An 18790-nucleotide genomic window follows, 5' to 3' on the forward strand; every position below is an offset into this window, starting at 1 on the left:
CCAGACGGTGATGCCGACGAGCGAGATCCAGGCCCACGGCACGTCCACCGTCCACGGGGTGTCGCTCGGCAGGCCGACCAGCGCCAGCAGGTTGTTCAGCACGCCGTTCTGCGGGTCGAGCAGGTACCGCCAGGCGACGCCGACGACGGCGACGCCGAGCACGTACGGGGCGAAGAAGATGCCGCGGAACAGCGCCCCCGCCCGGATCCGCTGGTTCAGCAGCACCGCGATCAGCAGCGGCACGACGACGAGGAACGGGACGCTCGCGACCGTGAAGATCGCGGTGGCTCCCATGCTCTGCCAGAAGTCGCCGGAGGTGATCGATCCCGGGGTGAACAGGTCGGTGTAGTTCTGCAGGCCGAGCCAGCGGTGCACCGGCAGCAGGGGGTTCCACGAGTGGAGGCTGATCCAGACGCCCCAGACCGCCGGCGCGACCACGAACACCAGGAACAGGACCAGGAACGGCGCCAGGAAGAGGTAGGCGGTCAGGGCGCGGCGACCGGTGGCGCGGCGACCCGAAGGCCCCCCGGATCGCTGGATCCGGGGGGCCACGGGCGCGAGGTTCGCGTCAACCACCGTATTGCTGCTTGTTCTGCTGGAGCAGCTGATCGGCCTTCGCCGCCTGCGTGTCCAGCGCGTCCTTGACGGACTGCTTGCCGAGGAGCGCGTTGTTCAGCGCGACCGTGATGGTCGCCTCCGCGTTCGGGATGCCGGGCGAGGTCGTCTCGAAGTGCGCGTACTCCATCTCCTCGAGGAACGGCGCGAGATTCGGGTACTTCTTCACCAGCGCGGGATCGTCGCGGACGGTGTTCGCCGCGGGCAGCTCCCCGCCGCCGGCCCAGACCTGCGAGTGCTCGTTCATCCACTGCACGAAGTTCGCGGCCGCCTGGGTCCTGTTCGCGTCCTGGCCCTTGTTGTTGACGAACGCCCAGTCGGTCGAGCTCGACCACACGGCCTTCTCGGTGCCGATCTGCGGCACCGGCGCGGCCGTCCAGTCGTCCTTCAGCAGCGCGGTGTTGCTCGTCTGCCAGATCCCGTTCCAGTTGAACGCGGTCTTCCCGGCGATCAGCGCGTTGATGTTGCCGTCCTGCGCCACCTTCGCCGGGCTGTAGCCCTTGCTGACGTGGTCGACCATCCACTGCAGGGCCTTCTGACCCGCCTCGGAGTTGAACGTCGCCTTCGTGACGTCCTTGTCGAAGAGGTCGCCGCCGAACTGCCAGAGCAGCGACTCGAACTGGAAGGTGCCGGTGAAGACGTAGCCGTCCACCCACTCCCCCTGCACGCCCTTGCTCTTCAGCGTGTCGAGCGCCGTCGTGTACTCCGCCTCGGTGGCCGGCACGGTGGTGCTGAGGCCCGCCTTCTTCAGGACGTCCTTGTTGGCGTAGAGGCCGAGCGGGGTGACGCTCCACGGGATGCCGTACTGCGACCCCTGGTAGGCGCCGTGCTCGTAGAGCCCCTTCGGGAAGTCGGCGGCCGTGTAGCCGAGCTCCTTCGCCGTCGCGTCCGCCTTCAGCAGCAGCCCCTGCGCGGCGTAGGTGGCGATGTCGTCGCCGTGCGCCACCGTCAGGTCCGGCCCCTTGCCCGCCTTGATGGCGAGCGGCATCTTCGCGCTGATGTCGGCCCACTGCATGCCGACCGGGTTCACGACGATGTTCTTGTGCGACGCGTTGAACTGCTTGACGAGGTCGGCGAGGATCGTCTGCTGGCTGCCGCCGGTCCAGCCGTTCCAGAACGTGACGGTGACCTTCGGGCCCGTGTAGGCGCCCGATCTGACCGCGTCCCCTCCGCTCGTTCCGCCGGAACCGCTGCACGCGGCCAGGCTCACCCCCACGCCGACCGCGACCGCTGCTGCGAACGCGCGACGAGCGAGACCCTTCTTCATCTGGTGCTCTCCTTCGAGTGACGACCACGGGACCCGTGTCCAGCGGAGTTCGGCCGACGCAGGCGACGAGCCGGGCAGCCAGCCGGAGAAATTACAGCGCTGGAAAATCAGTGTCAACCCGTTGACCCGGCCGATACAGTCGCTCCCGAGCCCCCGAAGGACGGTGCGGCCGCTGCGCGCGAGGGAGCAGGATGGCCAGGGTCCGGCTCGAGGACGTCGCGCGGCACGCGGGCGTCTCGATGAAGACCGTGTCGAACGTGATCAACGACTTCCCGCACGTCAGCGAGAAGATGCGCGAGCGGGTGCAGCGGTCGATCGACGTGCTCGGCTACCGCCCCAACGCGATGGGACGGGGGCTCGCGACCGGCCGGACCGGGCTGCTGGCGCTCGCCTTCGCCGACGTCAGCCTGCCGTACTTCGCCGAGCTGGCCCGGGTGCTCTCCGCGGAGGCGGGCAGGCGCGGGTACCGCCTGCTGCTCGAGCAGACCGACGGGACGATCGAGGAGGAGCGCGCCGTGGTCTCGAGCACCGAGGCGGGCCTGGTCGACGGCGTCCTGTTCCAGCCGTCGGTGATCTCCGGGCTCGAGCTCGCGCAGCACCGGGCGGACGTGCCCGTGGTGCTGCTCGGGGAAGGCCCCGCACCGCTCAGCCTCGACCGCGTGATGATCGACAACGTGGAGGCCGCGACCCGCGCCACCGCACATCTGGCGGGCCTCGGACGCTCCAGGATCGCCTTCTTCGGTCACGAGATCGACTCCCCCTCCCCCACGTCGAGGCTGCGGCTGATGGGGTACCAGCGGGGGCTCGAGGAGGCGGACCTGCCGCTCGACATGGCGCTGCTCATCCCGTCGCTGGAGATCTCGGCGCGGGGTGCGAGCGCCTCGCTCGGCGCGGCGCTCGACGAGGGCCTGCGCTTCGACGGCCTCGTGTGCCGCGACGACCTCGCCGCGATCGGCGCGCTCCGGGCGCTGCAGGAGCGCGGGCTCCGGGTGCCGGAGGACGTCGCGATCGTCGGGTGGGACGACATCTCGATGGCGTCGTTCACCCATCCCACGCTCACCTCGGTGGCGCCGGACACGCTCGAGCTGTCGCGCACGGCCCTCGACCTGCTCGAGGAGCGCATCGCCGGCTTCGACGGGCTCGGCCGGCATCGGCTCGTGTCGTTCTCGCTCGTGACGCGGGAGAGCGCGCCCGCGCGACCGCGCTGAGGCCCCGGCGCCCCTCGCTCGGTCAGGCGCCATCGTCTTTCCAGCGCTGGAACATCGGGCAGACTCGAGGGATGCAGTTCGACGACGCGGTCACCGACCTCCCTCGCGCCTCCCAGGTCGGGGGTGCGCGCCCGCGCCCGCAGCTGCTCCGCCGCGACTGGGCCGACCTCAGCGGACCGTGGGGCTTCGCCTTCGACGACGAGGACGCCGGCCGCGCGGCCCTGTGGCAGGAGCAGGCGGAGCTCGGCGTGGCCGAGCGGTGGATCGAGGTGCCGTTCCCGCCCGAGTCGACCCGCTCGGGGATCGCCGACACCGGCTTCCACCGGGTCGTCTGGTACCGCCGGGAGCTGACCGCGCAAGACCTCTCGGCGGCGGGCTTCGCGTCGCGGCGGGGCGGCCTGCTGCTGCACTTCGGCGCGGTCGACTACCGCGCGGAGGTGTGGCTCGACGGCCGCCTGATCGGCCGTCACGAGGGCGGGCACACGCCGTTCTCCTTCGAGATCGGCGACGCGGTGCGCACCGGCGACCGCTTCTCCCTGGTCGTCCGGGTGGAGGACGACCCGCTCGACACCGGCCAGCCCCGCGGCAAGCAGGACTGGCACGCAGACCCGCACGTCATCTGGTACCACCGCACCACGGGCATCTGGCAGCCGGTGTGGCTCGAGGCCGTTCCGGAGGTCGCCGTCGCCTCCCTGCACTGGACCGCCGACCTGCCGGCCGCCACCGTGCGGGTGGAGGTCGGCCTGACCCGTCCGCCGCTGCCCGGCACGACCTGCACGATCGTGCTCGAGCACGACGGCAGGCGGCTCGGCGCGCTCGTGGTGCCGGTCGGCCGCGACCGCTTCTCGGCGGTCGTGAGCCTGCCGGACCAGGAGAACGGGCAGGGCTACGAGGATCTGCTGTGGTCCCCCGACCACCCACGGCTGGTCGACGCCACGGTCGTGCTCGCCGGGCCGGCCGGCGACCCCGACGCGGTGTCGTCGTACCTCGGGCTCCGCAGCACGGCGGTGGCCGGCGGCCGGTTCCTGCTGAACGACCGGGACGTCCTGATCCGGTCCGTGCTCGAGCAGGGCTACTGGCCCTCGAGCCATCTGGCGGCGCCGTCCGGGGCCGCCATCGAGGCGGAGGTGCGGCTGATCAAGGACCTCGGGTTCAACGCCGCGCGCCTGCACCAGAAGTTCGAGGACCCGCGGTTCCTGTACTGGGCCGACCGGCTGGGGCTGATGGTGTGGTCCGAGACCCCAGGCGCGTACGACTTCTCGCCGACCGCGGTCTCCCGGATGACCCGCGAGTGGCTCGAGGTGCTCGACCGCGACCGGTCGCATCCGTCGATCGTCACCTGGGTGCCGCTCAACGAGAGCTGGGGCGTGCAGCACATCGCGGCCTCCCCCGCCATGCAGTCGTACGCCCGTGCGCTGACGAGCCTCACCCGGGCGATCGACCCGACCAGGCCCGTGATCTCCAACGACGGCTGGGAGCACGTCGACTCCGACATCCTGAGCATCCACGACTACGAGGACCGTCCGGAGGTGATGCGGCGCCGCTACGGCGCCCCGGATGCCCGCGCACGCCTGCTCGCCGGGATCGGGCCCGCCGGCCGGCGCCTCGTGGTCGGCGACGGACAGGCCGAGGACGCGCCGATGATGCTGACGGAGTTCGGCGGCATCCGGTACACCCCGGACGGCGCGGCCGACGACGCCTGGGGCTACTCCGCGGCCGTGTCCGCCGACGACTTCCGGACGCGGCTGACCGGGCTGCTGGACGCGGTGCGCGGCAGCGAGCTGCTCGCCGGCTTCTGCTACACGCAGCTGACTGACACGCTGCAGGAGGCGAACGGGCTGCTCACCGAGGATCGCGAGCCGAAGCTGCCGGTCGCAGTGATCCGCGGGATCATCACGGGGATCCCCGCCGCGCGTGCGGGTGCCGACGCGGCTCCGCGGTGACGCCGCGTGCCGCCGCACGGGTCCTGGTCGCGGCGCTGATCGTCGCGACGACCCTGCTCGCCCTCGCGGGCTGCAACCCGGCGACCTTCCAGAACCCCATCAAGGGCGCCGGCGCGGACCCGTACGTCGTGCGGTGGCATCACGGCTACTACCTGGTCGAGAGCCGCGACGGCGGCATCTGGGTGACCCGGTCGCCGAGGGACGACCTCGTCGGGATCGCGTCCGGGACCGCGGAGCGGATCTGGACCTTCCCGACGTCGGGACCGGCCTGCGCGGACCTCTGGGCTCCTGAGCTGCATCGGATCGGCTCGCGCTGGTTCGTGTACTACGCCGCGACGACCTGCGACGGGGACAACGCGAACCATCGGATGTTCGCGCTCGAATCGGCGACGGACGACCCCCAGGGCGCGTTCACGAACGCCGGAGCGGTCACGGACGCCGCGGACCGCTGGGCGATCGACGGCACCCGCTTCCGCTGGCACGGCATCGACTACTTCGTGTGGTCGGGATGGCCAGGGGGTTCGGACGGGCAGCAGGACCTCTACATCGCCCGGATGAGCAGCCCGACCCGCCTCGTCGGCACCGGCGTCCGGCTCTCGACGCCCACGCGCCCGTTCGAACGTCACGGCGCCCCGATCGAGGAAGGGCCGCAAGCCCTGATCCACGACGGCGTGCTCCGCATCGTCTACTCGGCGAGCGGCAGCTGGACGGACCACTACGGCTACGGCATGCTCACCGCGACGAGCGACGACCTGCTCTCGCCCAGGACGTGGCAGAAGTCCCCCGTGCCCGTCTTCGCCTCCGACGACGAGGCGACGAGCCCGGGGCACGGCTCGTTCGTGAAGTCGCCCGACGGCACCGAGGACTGGATGGTCTACCACGTCGCGCGGTACCGGGGCGCGGGCTGGGATCGGCAGATCGACGCGCAGCGGTTCACCTGGTCCCTCACCGGCGCACCCGTCTTCGGGCGGCCCGTCGGCGACGACGTCGCCCAGGCGATCCCGAGCAGGCGGTGACGGTCAGACGGTGCCGCCGTTGACGCGGACGACCTGGCCGGTGATCCAGCGGGACTCGGCGGAGGCGAGGAACACCGCGACGTCGGCGATCTCCTCCACGCTCCCGAGACGGTCGAAGGCCGACATCGCGGAGAACCTTCGGACGAGCTCCTCGCCGCGCCCGGCCGCGTAGGTCTCCGTCGCCGTCGCCCCTGGGGCGAGCGCGTTCACGCGGATGCCGCGGTCGCCGACCTCGTGGGCGAAGATCCGCACGAGCTGGTCCATCGCCCCCTTCGTGGAGTCGTACACCGAGTAGCCCGGCAGCTGCAGGCCCGTCGTCGAGCTCGAGATCGCCACGATCCGCCCGCCGTCCGACATCAGGGCGTCCGCGAGCTGCAGGCCCCAGATCAGCCCCTTGACGTTGACCGCGAGCACGGCGTCGATCTCCTCCTCGGAGAAGTCTCGCAGCGGCTTCGTCGGCGCCCACGCCGCGTTGGCGACCAGCACGTCCCACCGCCCGAAGGTGTCGAGGGTGAAGTCGATCAGGGCTCGGTGCTCGGCTCGCACGCCGATGTCGGCCCGGAACGCGGAGGCCCTGCCTCCCGACTCGCGGATCGACCGGACGACCGCGTCCGCCTGCTCGGCGTCGCTCCGATGGTCCACCACGACGGCAGCACCGGCCGCGGCGAGCGCGAGGGCGATCCCCCGGCCGATGCCGGTCGCCGCTCCCGTCACCACGGCGACCGATCCGTCGAGCGTCACCCCTCCTCGAACCGGTAGTCGAGCGTGAAGGTCGCGTGCGAGCCGAGGACGGCGCTGAAGCCGCCGTCGCCGCGGAGGCCGGCGAGCCGACCGGTGCCGGAGCCGGGTACCACGGACCACGTGCCCGAGACGTCGCCGGAGGCGCCGAGCACGCCCGTGTCCTGGAGGACGAACGTGCCGTGACGGCCGGCGAGCACGCCGGTGATCCGCTCCACGGCGCAGAAGGTCGCCGATCCGTCCGGGCGGAGCACCTGCAGCATCCGGGCCGCACCCTGCCCGACGAGGTCGCCCGTCAGGCTCTCGGCGACGTCGATCTGCACGAGCGACGATCCGCCCTCGATCTCGTCGAACGCCGCCGGCTCCCAGCGGGAGACCTCGATCGTCCCCTCCGCGTGAACGGTCTGCTCCGTCATCCTGCACCTCCTGATGGACCGTGCCGTCACGGCCCGTGGTCATCGTCCGGCCCCGGGATCGAACCGGCAAGTACGGACATCCCTGTCCCTACCCCCGGGGTACGCTGCGACCATCGACCGGATCGCGAGGACGCCGTCATGCCGCTGGATCGCAAGCCCGCCGACTGGACACCGGATCCCCTCGATGCGGAGTGCCCCTCCCGCGCCGTGATCGAGCTCATCGGCGACAAGTGGGCGATCCTGGTCCTGGCCGCGCTCGCCGAGGGAGCGCATCGCAACGGGCAGCTGCTCCGCCGCGTGGGCGGCATCTCCCAGAAGGCCCTCACCCGGACGCTGCGCGACCTCGAGTCGAACCACCTCGTCTCGCGCCACGACCACAACGAGATCCCGCCCCGGGTCGACTACCGCCTGACCGACACGGGCCGCAGCCTCAGTCCCGTCCTCGCCGGCCTCTGCGCGTGGGCCGTCGAGCACATGTACGAGCTGGCGTAGCCGGCCCGTCGCCGCACCGACGGGGCACTCGCCTCCACCGCGCGGTGGAGGACTGCCCGCGCCTCGGCGTGGGTCACGATCGGGCGGCCAGCTGCCGATCGAGCTCAGCGCCGGCCACTGACCGGTCCGGTCGCCGCTGGGTGATCACGGAGCCCCGCGGCCCGTGCCGGACACGTACCGAGCCCGGATCCGTCATGAGCACGCGGGCCGGATCGCCGATGACGTTCTGGGGCGCCGGCGCCGCACGCTCCGGTCACCTCGTCCGTCGGCCGTGCACCTCGGTGGCCGCCGCGCGCGCGCCGCGGATCAGGGTCAGCGACGCCTGCGTCGCGCGCGCCGCGACGGCGTCGTCGGAGAGGTGCAGCAGGGACAGGCCGCCGCGACGCTGCAGCGCGGCGAAGCCCTCCCCGATCGCGAGATGCGCCTCGAGCAGGTTCAGGGCCTCGGTCCAGGAGGCACCGGCCACGGCGTCGTGCGCGAGCGGGAGCAGGAGGTCCATCAGCGCGCGGCTCCGCTCGGCCAGCGGGATCGACCGCGCTCCGCGGAACTGCGGCGCGAAGGTGAGCTCCATGCCGACACCGCGGTCCAGCACGAATCGGGTGTACGCGCCCGCGGTCGCAGCGAATCGCAGAGCCGTATCCGGACCGGCGTCGAGCACCGCCTCCCGCAGCCGCTGCACCATCGCCTCCGTCGACTCCACCGCGACCGCGACCAGCAGCTCGTCCCGATCGCGGAAGTGACGGTACGGAGCACCGGGCGAGACGCCGACCCGTTTCGCGACCTTCGCGACCGAGAAGCCGGCGAGTCCGCCCTCGGCGAGCTCGTCGATCGCCGCCGCGACGAGGGCCGCGGGGAGATCGCCGTGGTGGTAGCCCCGGACCATGCGCCTCCCCAGGTGCTCCTCGCAAGCAGATGTAAGATACTGCTTACATCGCTGCTCGCTCGGGCAGCAGAGAAAGGGTGCACCATGACCGACTCGCTCGAGGACCGGATCCGACGTCTCGAGGATCTCGCTGCGATCCAGCACCTCACCGCGCTGTACGGCACCAGCGTCGACTTCGGTCTGGAGGGGTCGCAGCCCGACACCGCGACCCTGCAGACCCTCTTCGCCGAGGACGCGACCTGGTACTCCACCGCCACGGACGTGACGTGGCGCGGCCAGGCGGAGATCGTCGAGCACCTCTCGGCAGCACCCGAGGGGCTCGACTTCGCCATGCACAGCTTCACCAACCCGGTGATCCGCCTCGACGGCGACACCGCGTCGGCGACCTTCCTGCTCTGGGTCGGGATCACCGGCAACGAGGTCTTCCAGCGCGAGAACCTGACCTACACGCGAACCGCGGACGGCTGGGTCATCCAGTCCATCGACCTGCGATTCGGCAAGTCGCTGATCAGCAGCTGACCGACGTGGCGGGCAGGACCCGCACGGGCGCGCTCCCGCGGTTCCGCGCGTCGATCAGGAGGTCCGCCGGACCGCCCGCTGGACGTCGCTGCTGAGATCCGGAGACGCGCGATCGCCCCATCCGACGAGGGCGACCGTCGGCGTGCTCACGGCCAGGTGGCCGGCTGCCGGCGCTCGGCGTGGGCCTGCGTCGACTGCGGCCCGTCGGGGTCGAGAGCCCAGACGATCGCGGAGCCCTCGTTCGCCCCGACCTCGATCGACCACGGCGGAGCTGCGCGGGGGTAGCAGCGGAGGGTGGCGGCACGGCCGCCGCTCGTGAACACCTCGACGATCGAACCGTCGACGAGCACGCGGGCGTCGGGTAGACCGGTGGAGTCGTCGAACGCGTCCGGCAGCACCGTCACGCCCCCCGCCGCCCGCGGGTCGACGCTCGCCTCGTCGCGATCGATGATCACCGCGTTCCGCTGGTGGTCGACCTCGATCGTCAGCCGCTCCTTCGGGCCGAACCGCAGAGTCAGCAGCACCGTCCGCCCGGGCGCGGCGACGACCGCTGCCTCGCACTGGGCGTCGACCTGGTGCCCGACGCCGCGCCCCAGCGTCCGGCCGGGTCCTGCCCGCAACGTGTCGAAGGCGGGGACCGGGAAGTAGCGGAGCCCGCCCGCGGGGTCGGTGGAGACGACTCGAGGGAGGGTGAGCACGCCCGACCAGCCGTCCTCGTCGGCCCAGTCCGACGAGCGGGCCTCACGGGCCCAGCCGAACAGCACCGGGCCGACCGTGCTGGACCGAAGGACCGATGGGGCGTAGAAGTCCGGTCCGTCGTCGATGGGCCGGAAGTCCTGGAGGCGTGGCTCGGCGCGATCGGTGCGGATCGCGTACGTCCGCATCGTGCCCTCCGTAGTCGACCAGGCGCCGATCAGGAGGTGCTCGTCGCCATCGACCTCGACGACCTGGGGGCACTCCCACATCGCGCCCGTGTCGACATCGCCGACGCGGGTTCGCGGGAACGTGAGCAGGGCGCCCAGATGCGTCCACTCGACGAGGTCGGCCGACCCGTACAGCTGCGCGGAGGCCCTGCCGTCGAGATGGCCGGCACCGACGACCATCCGCCAGCGACCGCTCCTCCTGCTGCGCCAGACGAACGGGTCTCGGAAGTGCTCGATCCCCGATGAGCTGCCGGGATCGGGGACCGCGGGAACGACTGAACCGAACGTCGTCCCGCCGTCGGCGGACGCCGCCGTCAGGACCGACTGGTAGCGCCGATCCCGTCGGAACCCCGAGTAGAAGGCCCTCACGTGACCGCGCGGGTCGATGACGGTGTTCCCCGACCAGCAGCCGTCTGCGTCGAGCGCGCCCGTGCGTCCGGGCCTCATCGCGGTCGGCTGCTCGTGCCAGCGCACGAGGTCGGTGGTGGTCACGTGACCCCACCGCACCGGATCCTCCATCTCGGTGGTCGCGCGGGACTGGAAGTAGAGGTGCGTCACCCCGCCGACGACGACGGGCCCGTTGGGGTCGTTGACGTAACCGACTGCGGGTCGGACATGGAACCGCGGACGCAGATGGTCCGCGGCACCATGCCGTCCGATCCGAGTCAACGGAAGGAGCCCGCGGTGATGCCCTCGATGAAGTACCGCTGGGCGAAGATGAAGAGCAGGACGCTCGGCAGCATCGCCAGGATCACGCCGGCGAGGACCACAGAGATGCTCCCGGTGCCGAGGTTGCCCTGCAGCCCGACCAGCCCGAGCGGCAGCGTGAAGTTCGGCTGCGACTGCAAGAAGATCAGCGGCCGGTAGAACTCGGCCCAGAACCCCGAGAAGTTCAGGATCGCCAGGGTCGCGACCGCAGGTGCCGCCATGCGCGCGTACACCCTGCTGAAGACCTGGAACTGGCTGCAGCCGTCGATGCGGGCGGCCTCGCCCAGCTCCGGAGGCATCTGCAGGAAGTACTGCCGCATAAGGAACGTGCCGAACGCGCTGCCGAGCGCCGGCACGACCAAGGACATCGGGCTGTCGGACAGCCCGAGGTACCGCACGATGACGAACACCGGGATGATGATCGTCTGCAGCGGGACCATCATCGTGGCCAGGAAGGCCCCGAAGATGACGCCCCGTCCGGGGAACCGGATGAGCGCGAAGGCGTAGCCGGAGAGCGTGCAGGTGATCGTCTGGCCGACGACGATCAGCCCGGTCACGATGACGCTGTTGACGAAGAAGGTCCCGATCGGGATCTGGTCGAAGACCTTCGCGTAGTTCCCGAAGTCCGGCGACAGCGGCAGCCACTGCGGCGGGTTCGTGAACGCCTCCGCCGGTGTGCGGAGCGAGGTCGTGAGGGTCCAGAGCAGCGGGCCGAAGGCGAACATCGCCATCAGGATCAGAACGACGACGAGCGCCACCGAGGCGATCCGTCTCGTTCCGGGAGCGCCCGACCGGGCGGGGGCGATGGTCATTGGTAGAACACCAGCTTTCGCGCTGCGAGGAACTGAAGGCCGGTGATCGCGAGGATCACCAGGAGGAGGACGATCGCGATCGCGGACCCGTAGCCGAACTGCAGGTTCTGGAACGCGGTCTGGTACATCACCACGGTGGTCGTCGTCGTCGCCGAGCCCGGGCCGCCCTTCGTCATGATGTACGGCTGATCGAACAGCTGCATCGCGTTGATCAGGGCCACCACCGCTGCGAACAGGATCGTCGGGCTGATCAGCGGAATCTTGATGCGGAACAGCGTCCGGAGCGGGCCGGCCCCGTCGATCGACGCGGCTTCGAGCACGTCCGTCGGCACCGACATCAGTGCTGCGACGAACAGCACGAACGTGAAGCCGCTCTGCTGCCAGACCGTCACGAGCACGATGGTGATGTCGGCGCCGAGCGGCGAGGTCAGCCATGGCACGTTCGGGATGCTCAGCAGCCCGAGGTAGTAGTTGATCACGCCGAACTTCGCGTCGAACAGGTACCCCATGAAGATCGCGACCGACGCCGTCGAGGCGAGCAGCGGCAGGTAGAACACGGTCCGGAAGAAGGTGCGCGCCCCGTTCCTCCGCAGCCCGTTCACCAGGACGGCCAGGACGAGGCCGACGCCGAGCTGCAGCACGACGATCGCGACCGCCAGTCCGACGGTCACCCCGAACGACTGGACGACCGCGCCGTCCGCCACCAGACGCTGGTAGTTCGCGATGCCGACGAACTTCGGCGGGCTGATGACGTCCCAGGAGAAGAAGGAGAGCCCGAGGGAGGCGAGGATCGGGATCGCCGTGAACACGGTGACGAACGCGACGGAGAGGCCGATCATGCCGTAGCCGAAGAGCCCTTCCTGCCGCTTCGTCCGCCGGGCCCCGGGAGAGCGCCGTCGTCCGACGAGCGCCTTCCCGGGAGCGGCGTCGAGCGAGGTGACGACCATCAGACCGACTTCGCAGCCGCTTCGAGGTCGGCCTGCAGCCCGTCCAGCGCGGACTTGGCACTGCCCGACGACATGGCCTGGGTCGTCCGCCGGTTCAGCGCGGTCGCCATCGCGTTGTAGTAGGGCGGCGCGGGGATCGGGGCCGTGTCGGGATGGTCGGTCAGCGTCTTGTAGAAGATGTCCCAGTTCTTCGGGCCGGTCTCCGCGTATCGCTCCGCGGTCATCAACGACTTGCGCGCCGGGGTCGTGACGTTCCCCGGAGAGATGATGTCGAAGGAGGACGGCGCGACGAGCAGCTTCAGCACCTCCCAGGCGAGGTCCTTCTGCTTGGACGAGTTCAGGATGCCGTAGCCGCCATTGCCGAAGAGGTGGCGCTGGCTCTTCCACTTCGGGAACAGCTGCACGTCGAAGCTGCCGTTCTTCATGCCGGCGTTGTACAGACCGCCGGCCCAGAAGCCGCCGCCGATCGCCATGCCGATGCGGCCGGACGAGAAGAGACCCTGAAGCGTCTGACCGCCGCCGACGTCCGGTGACGGCGCCAGCATCTTCTTCTTCAGCTCGATCATGTAGTCGAGCGCCTCCACGGTGCCGGCGGCGTTCGCCGTCGGCTGGCCCCACTTCCAGCCGCCGCTGCGGCCCTGCGCTGCGGGGTCCCCCGCGTACGCGCTGCTCCAGAGCCAGTCGCCGCCGGAGTACTTGCCCTCCTCGACGAGGTTCGCCTCGTTGGCGTACATGAACGACGTCCAGCTGCCCCAGAGGCGGACGACCCAGTCGAACGCGTTCACGTTCCCCGATACCTTGGCGATCTTGGTCGCCGCGGCCTCGAAGTCGTCCAGCGTCCAGTCGGCCGCAGGCGCGTCGAGGCCGGCCTTCTCGAAGAGGTCCGTGCTGTAATACATGTTCCCGGCGTTGAAGTCGCCGGTCAGCTCGTACAGGTGCCCCTGGTACATCATCGACTCGATGAGCGACGGGTGAACGTCGTCGAAGTAGTCGCCCTTCAGGGTCTTCATGTCCCGCTTGACGTAGTCGTCGAGCGGGATGGCGAGGTCCTTCGACGCCATCAGCTGGAGGCCCTCGGTCGCGACGCTGATGATGTCGGGCGGCGAACCGGCGGCGATCTGGGTCAGGACCTTCGCGATGAAGTCATTCCAGTCCGTGCCGTTGATGCCGGTGACCACCAGCTTCGACTTCTTGTCGAGCTTCGTGACCGCCGGCTGCAGCCGCTGCTGCAGGGCGGTCGCCGACTTCTGGTCGCCGAAGTAGAGCATCTTCAGCGTGCCGCCGTCGCTGCCGGAACCGGCAGGCGCGCACGCGGCGAGTGATGCGAGTCCGGCGACGCCGAGCCCGGTGCCTCCGAGCCTCAAGACGGTCCTGCGGTCCAGCGCAGGATTCGGGAACGACATCCGTGCTCCTCTCTGAGCGACTTGCTGCGTACGTCCAATACGTATTGGGCGTGACGGTAGCAGCGCACTCCTTCGGGAAGCAATACGTATTGGGTCCGCGTCGATACCGGATGCGCCACACTGTTCCGGGGGAGGCGTGATGAGGCTCAACTCCGCAGCAGGTCCAGAGCGTCGGGTCACGATGGTCGACGTCGCGAAGCGCGCCGGCGTCTCGCAGACCACGGTGTCCTTCGTGCTGAACGATCGCCGGGACGTCGTAGTCGCCGAGGAGACGCGGCAGCGGGTGCTCGCCGCCGCCGCCGAGCTGGACTTCCGCCCGAATCGCACCGCGCAGGCGCTGCGGTCCCAGCGGCCGATGACCGTCGGGATCGTGACGAACGGGATCGTCTCGCCCTACGCGGGCCGGATCGTGCAGGGCCTGCAGAACGTGGTGCAGCCGGCCGACTACGTCTGCATGGCCGTCGATACGACCGGCGACCCGGAGGAGGGGGACGCTGCGGTCGCGAACATGCTCGACCAGGGTGTGGCGTGCATCGTCTACTCCTCCTTCATCCCCCGCGCCGTCCACGTGTCCGCGCTGCTGCGGGCGACGCCGACCGTCTTCGTGAACTGCTGGCCGGAGCAGGACCGGGACAGCACGGTGATCCTGGCCGACGAGTACGGCGGCGGACGTGCGGCTGCGAAAGCGGCGTTCGACCGGGGGCACCGCGACGTGGTGTTCCTCGGCGGCGAGACCGGCGAGTACGCGTGGGGCAAGCGGCGCCAGGGGTTCTGGGACGCCGCGAGGTCGGCGGGCCTGGACCCCGACGACCTCGTGCAGGTCAGCGGGAACTACTCGATCGGGGCCGGGTACGACCTGACCACCCAGATCTTCCGTGGGCACCACCCGACCGCGCTGGTCTGCGGCAACGACCGCATGGCCATCGGTGCTCTGCTCGCGCTGCACGCACTCGGCATGGAGTGCCCTCGCGACGTGAGCATCGTCGGTTTCGACGACCAGCCGGACGTCGCCGACCAGCTGCGGCCCTCGCTCACGACGGTCGCGCTCCCCCATCTTCTGATGGGCGCTCGCGCCGGCTCGATCATCCTCGACGAGCCGGACGTGCAGCCCAAGCAGATCCTGGTGCCCTGCAACCTCGTCCTCCGGGAGTCCCTCGCCGCGCCGCGAGAGGACGATGCGGCGAGACGGTGACGCGGCGGCACAGCCGGGAAGCAGAACCGTTCCATCGCACGGATGAGTCCGTCCGACCCGACTGGTCGGCACCGCCGTCATGGTCTCGACGCCCACGCACCCGTTCGAGCGTCGTGGCGGTCCGATCAGGGGATGATGACCGGAAGCCCTGATCGATGGCGACGTGCTCCGGATCGTCCTTTCGTCGCCAGGTCGACGCGCGGCGGTTCACCTGGCCCTCACCGGAGCACTTCGTCTTCGGGCGGCCCGTCGGCGACGACGCACATGTACGAGCTGGCGCAGTCGGCCCATCGCCGAACCGACGGGGCAGCAGGACCGGGCGGTCGCCGTCGTGGTGGCGCGCCCTCGCCCGGCTTGCGTCGTGATCGGTCGGCCCACCTCCCGTGTGCCGAGCCCGCCACCCACATGGCAGCTCGAGGTCGGTGGGGTTCCTCGACGGGTCGTCGAGCGCCGATCGCCGGACGGCCGCTGCGATCGCCGCTTGCCTCACTGCGCCGCGGAGAAGTGCGCGCGGTGGTGGGTCGGGGTCTCGATCTCGTCGAGGACCGCGTCGGCGAAGTCGGCGCCCGAGATCGTCGTCGGACCGCCGTCGCGCTGCAGCGCCACGTCGTCGCCCAGGCGGTAGGAGCCGATGCGCTCGCCGGGCGCGAAGGCGCCGTAGACCATCGCCGGGCTGATGAAGAACCAGTCCAGCCCTGCAGGCGCCTCCGCCTGCAGCAGGTCGACGACCGCGGCCATCGCCTTCGCCTCCGCCGCGAACTGCGGCGGCAGGTCGTCGCCCTCGGAGAACCGCGGGGCGCCGGAGGCGGGCCGCAGCGAGCTGTACCCGCCGACGACGCCGAGCCGGGCACCGGCGGCCGCGGCCGCCTCCGCGATCCGCCCGTACACGGCCGCGATGTCGCCGCCGAGCCCCGCCTTGGCGGACAGCGCGCCGACCACGACGTCGGCCCCCTGGACGGCGGCGGTGCGCACCCCCTCGTCCGACAGGGAACCGGTCTCGTACCGCACGCCGTCGATCGGCGCCTCCGGCGGGTTCCGGCTGTACGAGGTGACGTCGTGCCCGCGCGCGACCGCCGCGCGCAGGAGGTTCGCTCCGGTGTAGCCCGTCCCGCCGAGCACGGTGATCCTGGTCATCGAGGTCCTCCCTCTCCTTGCGGTGCCGGACGACGAGTCCGGCGCCCTGTCCGATCGCGGGGACGCGCGGTCACAGCCCGCTGCCCACCGTGAAGCCCGCGACGGCGTCGTCGGCGCGAGTGTAGGAGAATCCGTCGGCGCCGATGGTGACGGCCATCTCGGTCGGCTGGGTGCGCGCGATCCGCGGCTGCGGGATGCCGTCGAGGTCGAGCACGAGGGAGGACTCGGTGTACCAGCTCGGCACGACCGGGTTGCCCCACCAGTCGCGCCGCTGGTTGTCGTGCACGTCCCAGGTGACGACCGACCTCCGGAACGCCGCCCCGCCATCCGGCACGCGGATGCGCGCATCGAGGATCGGACGTTCCTCCTCCCCCGGCATGCAGGGGATGCTGTCCGTGGGGGACCACGACCGCGGTCGACCTGGACCGCACGGAAGGACCGTCATGCAGCACCGGTCAGCAGCGCGCAGCCGCCTGGCGGCAACGGGGACGGCGAGCGCATGACCTCGATCCTCGCGATCGACGGCTCGCCGCGCGGCGCGGGACGGACGCGGCTGGTGCTGGACGCGGTGCTCGACGGCGCCCGGTCGGCCGGCGCCGCGACGACCGTCGTGGAGCTCTCGGAGGGGATCGACGCGGCGGTGCGCGCCGCGCACGAGCACGACGCGTTCGTGCTCGGCGCGCCCGCGTACCGGGCCGCTCCCGCGGCGCCGATGAAGGAGTTCCTCGACCGGCTCCCCCGGGGCTTCTGGGGCGAGCAGACGCAGCCGATCACCGCGCGCGCCGTCGGCCTGGTGATGACGGGCGCGACCACCCACCACTACCTCGCCCTCGACGGCCTGCGCAGCGTCCTCGCCGGGTTCTTCGCCGCGCACGTGCTGAGCCCCGGCCTGTACGTGGCCGGGGACGGCTTCGTCGACGGCGCACCCACCGAGCAGACCTCGGCCGAAGCGCAGGCGCAGGGCCGTGCGCTGGTCGCGCTCGCCCGCGCGATCGACGGCTCGGCCGAGCTGCAGGGGATCCGCCCTCAGGCGTGACGGCACGGGATGTCGAGTCCTTATCATCCGAACGTGATCGACAAGCTGGCCGGACTGGATCTGAACCTCCTCGTCTCCCTGAACGCGGTGCTGCGGGAGCGGAGCGTCTCCAAGGCGGCGGCGCAGCTGGGCTTCAGCCAGCCGTCGATGAGCCTGGCGCTCCGCCGGCTGCGGATCCACTTCAACGACGAGCTGCTCACCCGCACCGGGAACACCTACTCGCTCACCCCGCTCGCGGTCGGGCTCAGCGAGAACGTCGCGACCGCGCTCGACTCGGTCCGGAAGGTGTTCTCGACCGACTCCGTCTTCGACCCCGCCCTCGCGACGCGCGAGTTCGAGATCCGCAGCTCGGACCACGCCGCGGCGACGCTCGGACCCGCGCTGCGGGCAGCGGCAGACCGGGAGGCGCCCGGCGTGTTCTTCCGGTTCCGGCAGGCGTCCGTGAACGACCCGGGCGGCCCGGAGGAGCCCGGGGAGCAGCTGCACATGCTCGACGCGTGCGACGGCATGGTGATGCCGCCCGGCGCGTTCCCGGGCCTGCCGAGCCTGCAGGTGCTGAAGGACCACTGGGTGTGCCTGCTGTCCGCGGACAACTCCCGCGTCGGCGACGCGCTCACGCTCGAGGACCTCGACACCCTGCCGTGGGTGTTCACCCACCAGACCCGGCAGGCGCCGCGGCCCGCGATCGTGCAGCTGCAGATGCTCGGCGTCCAGGCGCACCCCGACTGCATGGTCGACAGCTTCCTGGCGCTGCCCTGGTTCCTGCTCGGCACCGACCGGATCGCGCTCGTGCCCGCGCAGCTGGCCAAGCTGCTGATCGTCGACCCCCGGCTGCGCTGGCTGCCGTGCCCGTACGAGGCGGTGCAGATGAGCATGCACCTGTACTGGCACCCCCGGCACACCCACGACGCCGCGCACCAGTGGCTCCGCCGGCTGTTCAAGGAGATCGGGCGCTCGACGCCGGCCGCGCTGGAGACGGCGCCTCCCGCGACCGTCCCCGCCGCGGGCTGACGGGCTCGGGCGCATCCAGTTCGCTGATGCGCCGATCGTGGATTGGCGGTTCCCGCCCTCCGGCCCGGCGACGATGCTGGCGCGGTGCGGCCCGGGCCACGGTCGCCACCCCCGACCGGAGCGATCAATGACGACTCAGCCCCACGACCGATCCCCGGGCATCGCGCCCGCCGACACCCCGTCCGCGGCCGAGGCCGCCGAGACGGGAGCGACCGGGGGCGGGGGCTTCATCGCCCTCCTCGCGCTCACGAACCTCGGCGTCTGGTTCGCGTTCTTCACGCCGTTCATCTTCACGCTGCAGCTGAAGGTGCAGCTGCTCGCGCCGGAGAACCCCGGCGGCGCGCTCGCGGTGGTCGTCGGTGCGACGTCCATCTTCGGACTCGTCGCGAACCCGTTCGCGGGTCGCCTGTCCGACCGCACCACCTCCCGCTTCGGGATGCGGCGCCCCTGGCTGCTCGGCGCGACCGTCCTCGGCGTGATCGGGCTCGTGATCATGGGGCTCAGCACGGACCTCATCGGGCTGTCGG

At 71.1% G+C, this 18790-nt stretch carries 19 protein-coding genes and 1 pseudogene; 9 read left to right on the forward strand and 11 right to left on the reverse strand.

The window, feature by feature from the left end; genetic code table 11:
• Together ACFE60_RS09685 and ACFE60_RS09690 are read right to left on the reverse strand one after the other, a co-directional pair.
• A partial coding sequence (locus ACFE60_RS09685) for a carbohydrate ABC transporter permease (protein WP_375388647.1) occupies positions 1 to 576 on the reverse strand: 576 nt, incomplete at its 3' end.
• Positions 569 to 1882, reverse strand: a complete 1314-nt coding sequence (locus ACFE60_RS09690) for an ABC transporter substrate-binding protein (protein ID WP_375388648.1) — start codon at positions 1880 to 1882, stop codon at positions 569 to 571. The genes ACFE60_RS09685 and ACFE60_RS09690, both read right to left, overlap by 8 nt.
• Positions 1883 to 2073: 191 nt before the next feature.
• Here ACFE60_RS09690 and ACFE60_RS09695 point away from each other — a divergent pair, with 191 nt between their 5' ends.
• The 3 genes from ACFE60_RS09695 (at position 2074) to ACFE60_RS09705 (ending at position 6049) form a co-directional block, all read left to right on the forward strand.
• Positions 2074 to 3090 (forward strand): LacI family DNA-binding transcriptional regulator, encoded by a 1017-nt coding sequence (locus ACFE60_RS09695; protein ID WP_375388649.1) that lies wholly within the window; start codon positions 2074 to 2076, stop codon positions 3088 to 3090.
• Between the two features lie 71 nt (positions 3091 to 3161).
• Positions 3162 to 5033 carry a glycoside hydrolase family 2 protein gene (locus tag ACFE60_RS09700; protein WP_375388650.1) on the forward strand — a complete coding sequence of 624 codons (1872 nt, stop codon included), beginning with the start codon at positions 3162 to 3164 and terminating at the stop codon, positions 5031 to 5033.
• On the forward strand, positions 5030 to 6049 hold the full coding sequence (locus tag ACFE60_RS09705) for a family 43 glycosylhydrolase (RefSeq protein ID WP_375388651.1): 1020 nt from the start codon (positions 5030 to 5032) through the stop codon (positions 6047 to 6049). The genes ACFE60_RS09700 and ACFE60_RS09705 overlap by 4 nt, the downstream gene beginning before the upstream one ends.
• Before the next feature lie 3 nt (positions 6050 to 6052).
• On the opposite strand, the gene ACFE60_RS09710 is transcribed toward ACFE60_RS09705, so the two are convergent.
• On the reverse strand, positions 6053 to 6790 hold the full coding sequence (locus ACFE60_RS09710; protein WP_375388652.1) for an SDR family oxidoreductase: 738 nt from the start codon (positions 6788 to 6790) through the stop codon (positions 6053 to 6055).
• A complete protein-coding gene (locus ACFE60_RS09715) occupies positions 6787 to 7203 on the reverse strand; it encodes a DUF3224 domain-containing protein (RefSeq protein ID WP_375388653.1) in 417 nt (138 codons plus the stop codon). The genes ACFE60_RS09710 and ACFE60_RS09715 overlap by 4 nt, the downstream gene beginning before the upstream one ends.
• Positions 7204 to 7341: 138 nt before the next feature.
• Here ACFE60_RS09715 and ACFE60_RS09720 point away from each other — a divergent pair, with 138 nt between their 5' ends.
• On the forward strand, positions 7342 to 7695 hold the full coding sequence (locus ACFE60_RS09720) for a winged helix-turn-helix transcriptional regulator (RefSeq protein ID WP_375388654.1): 354 nt from the start codon (positions 7342 to 7344) through the stop codon (positions 7693 to 7695).
• Positions 7696 to 7948: 253 nt separating this feature from the next.
• Here the strand turns inward: ACFE60_RS09720 and ACFE60_RS09725 are convergent, their stop codons facing one another.
• Complete coding sequence (locus ACFE60_RS09725; RefSeq protein ID WP_375388655.1) at positions 7949 to 8578, reverse strand: TetR/AcrR family transcriptional regulator; 630 nt, start codon at positions 8576 to 8578, stop codon at positions 7949 to 7951.
• A gap of 84 nt (positions 8579 to 8662) precedes the next feature.
• On the opposite strand from ACFE60_RS09725, the gene ACFE60_RS09730 reads away from it, so the two are divergent.
• The gene (locus tag ACFE60_RS09730) at positions 8663 to 9097 is read left to right on the forward strand and encodes a nuclear transport factor 2 family protein (RefSeq protein WP_375388656.1); all 435 of its coding nucleotides are present in this window, start codon (positions 8663 to 8665) and stop codon (positions 9095 to 9097) included.
• Positions 9098 to 9243: 146 nt separating this feature from the next.
• Here ACFE60_RS09730 and ACFE60_RS09735 read toward each other — a convergent pair whose 3' ends face one another.
• The 4 genes from ACFE60_RS09735 to ACFE60_RS09750 are packed head-to-tail and all read right to left on the reverse strand — an operon-like array spanning position 9244 to position 13851.
• A complete protein-coding gene (locus ACFE60_RS09735) occupies positions 9244 to 10689 on the reverse strand; it encodes a glycoside hydrolase family 32 protein (RefSeq protein ID WP_375388657.1) in 1446 nt (481 codons plus the stop codon).
• Positions 10686 to 11540: a carbohydrate ABC transporter permease gene (locus tag ACFE60_RS09740; RefSeq protein ID WP_375388658.1), complete on the reverse strand. Its 855-nt coding sequence runs from the start codon at positions 11538 to 11540 to the stop codon at positions 10686 to 10688. The genes ACFE60_RS09735 and ACFE60_RS09740 overlap by 4 nt, the downstream gene beginning before the upstream one ends.
• Positions 11537 to 12487, reverse strand: coding sequence for a carbohydrate ABC transporter permease (locus tag ACFE60_RS09745; protein ID WP_375388659.1), 951 nt, complete (start codon positions 12485 to 12487; stop codon positions 11537 to 11539). The genes ACFE60_RS09740 and ACFE60_RS09745 overlap by 4 nt, the downstream gene beginning before the upstream one ends.
• Entirely contained in the window at positions 12487 to 13851 is a 1365-nt protein-coding gene (locus ACFE60_RS09750; protein WP_375388660.1) for an ABC transporter substrate-binding protein, read from the reverse strand. Before ACFE60_RS09750 ends, ACFE60_RS09745 begins: the two co-directional genes overlap by 1 nt.
• Positions 13852 to 14071: 220 nt before the next feature.
• Between ACFE60_RS09750 and ACFE60_RS09755 the strand changes: the two genes are divergently transcribed.
• Positions 14072 to 15082, forward strand: coding sequence for a LacI family DNA-binding transcriptional regulator (locus tag ACFE60_RS09755; protein WP_375388661.1), 1011 nt, complete (start codon positions 14072 to 14074; stop codon positions 15080 to 15082).
• A 486-nt stretch (positions 15083 to 15568) separates the two neighbouring features.
• On the opposite strand, the gene ACFE60_RS09760 is transcribed toward ACFE60_RS09755, so the two are convergent.
• Both ACFE60_RS09760 and ACFE60_RS09765 read right to left on the reverse strand, forming a co-directional pair.
• A complete protein-coding gene (locus ACFE60_RS09760; protein WP_375388662.1) occupies positions 15569 to 16216 on the reverse strand; it encodes an NAD(P)-dependent oxidoreductase in 648 nt (215 codons plus the stop codon).
• A gap of 70 nt (positions 16217 to 16286) precedes the next feature.
• Positions 16287 to 16517: pseudogene (locus ACFE60_RS09765) on the reverse strand (3,4-dihydroxyphenylacetate 2,3-dioxygenase); the annotation flags it as partial.
• Positions 16518 to 16715: 198 nt separating this feature from the next.
• Between ACFE60_RS09765 and ACFE60_RS09770 the strand changes: the two are divergent.
• The 3 genes from ACFE60_RS09770 to ACFE60_RS09780 form a co-directional block, all read left to right on the forward strand.
• The gene (locus ACFE60_RS09770) at positions 16716 to 17252 is read left to right on the forward strand and encodes an NADPH-dependent FMN reductase (protein WP_375388663.1); all 537 of its coding nucleotides are present in this window, start codon (positions 16716 to 16718) and stop codon (positions 17250 to 17252) included.
• 33 nt (positions 17253 to 17285) lie between these two features.
• Positions 17286 to 18263: a LysR family transcriptional regulator gene (locus tag ACFE60_RS09775; protein WP_375388664.1), complete on the forward strand. Its 978-nt coding sequence runs from the start codon at positions 17286 to 17288 to the stop codon at positions 18261 to 18263.
• 127 nt (positions 18264 to 18390) lie between these two features.
• A partial coding sequence (locus ACFE60_RS09780) for an MFS transporter (RefSeq protein ID WP_375388665.1) occupies positions 18391 to 18790 on the forward strand: 400 nt, incomplete at its 3' end.

The sequence above is a fragment of the uncultured Amnibacterium sp. genome (assembly GCF_964245895.1).
Taxonomy (GTDB): domain Bacteria; phylum Actinomycetota; class Actinomycetes; order Actinomycetales; family Microbacteriaceae; genus Amnibacterium.

What these genes read in the sequence shown, in the direction of transcription:
- ACFE60_RS09690 (WP_375388648.1), bottom strand. Translation starts at nt 1,882, where the DNA reads ATGAAGAAGGGTCTCGCTCGTCGCGCGTTCGCAGCAGCGGTCGCGGTC.
- ACFE60_RS09695 (WP_375388649.1), top strand. Translation starts at nt 2,074, where the DNA reads ATGGCCAGGGTCCGGCTCGAGGACGTCGCGCGGCACGCGGGCGTCTCG.
- ACFE60_RS09700 (WP_375388650.1), top strand. Translation starts at nt 3,162, where the DNA reads ATGCAGTTCGACGACGCGGTCACCGACCTCCCTCGCGCCTCCCAGGTC.
- ACFE60_RS09715 (WP_375388653.1), bottom strand. Translation starts at nt 7,203, where the DNA reads ATGACGGAGCAGACCGTTCACGCGGAGGGGACGATCGAGGTCTCCCGC.
- ACFE60_RS09720 (WP_375388654.1), top strand. Translation starts at nt 7,342, where the DNA reads ATGCCGCTGGATCGCAAGCCCGCCGACTGGACACCGGATCCCCTCGAT.
- ACFE60_RS09725 (WP_375388655.1), bottom strand. Translation starts at nt 8,578, where the DNA reads ATGGTCCGGGGCTACCACCACGGCGATCTCCCCGCGGCCCTCGTCGCG.
- ACFE60_RS09730 (WP_375388656.1), top strand. Translation starts at nt 8,663, where the DNA reads ATGACCGACTCGCTCGAGGACCGGATCCGACGTCTCGAGGATCTCGCT.
- ACFE60_RS09740 (WP_375388658.1), bottom strand. Translation starts at nt 11,540, where the DNA reads ATGACCATCGCCCCCGCCCGGTCGGGCGCTCCCGGAACGAGACGGATC.
- ACFE60_RS09745 (WP_375388659.1), bottom strand. Translation starts at nt 12,487, where the DNA reads ATGGTCGTCACCTCGCTCGACGCCGCTCCCGGGAAGGCGCTCGTCGGA.
- ACFE60_RS09755 (WP_375388661.1), top strand. Translation starts at nt 14,072, where the DNA reads ATGGTCGACGTCGCGAAGCGCGCCGGCGTCTCGCAGACCACGGTGTCC.
- ACFE60_RS09760 (WP_375388662.1), bottom strand. Translation starts at nt 16,216, where the DNA reads ATGACCAGGATCACCGTGCTCGGCGGGACGGGCTACACCGGAGCGAAC.
- ACFE60_RS09770 (WP_375388663.1), top strand. Translation starts at nt 16,716, where the DNA reads ATGACCTCGATCCTCGCGATCGACGGCTCGCCGCGCGGCGCGGGACGG.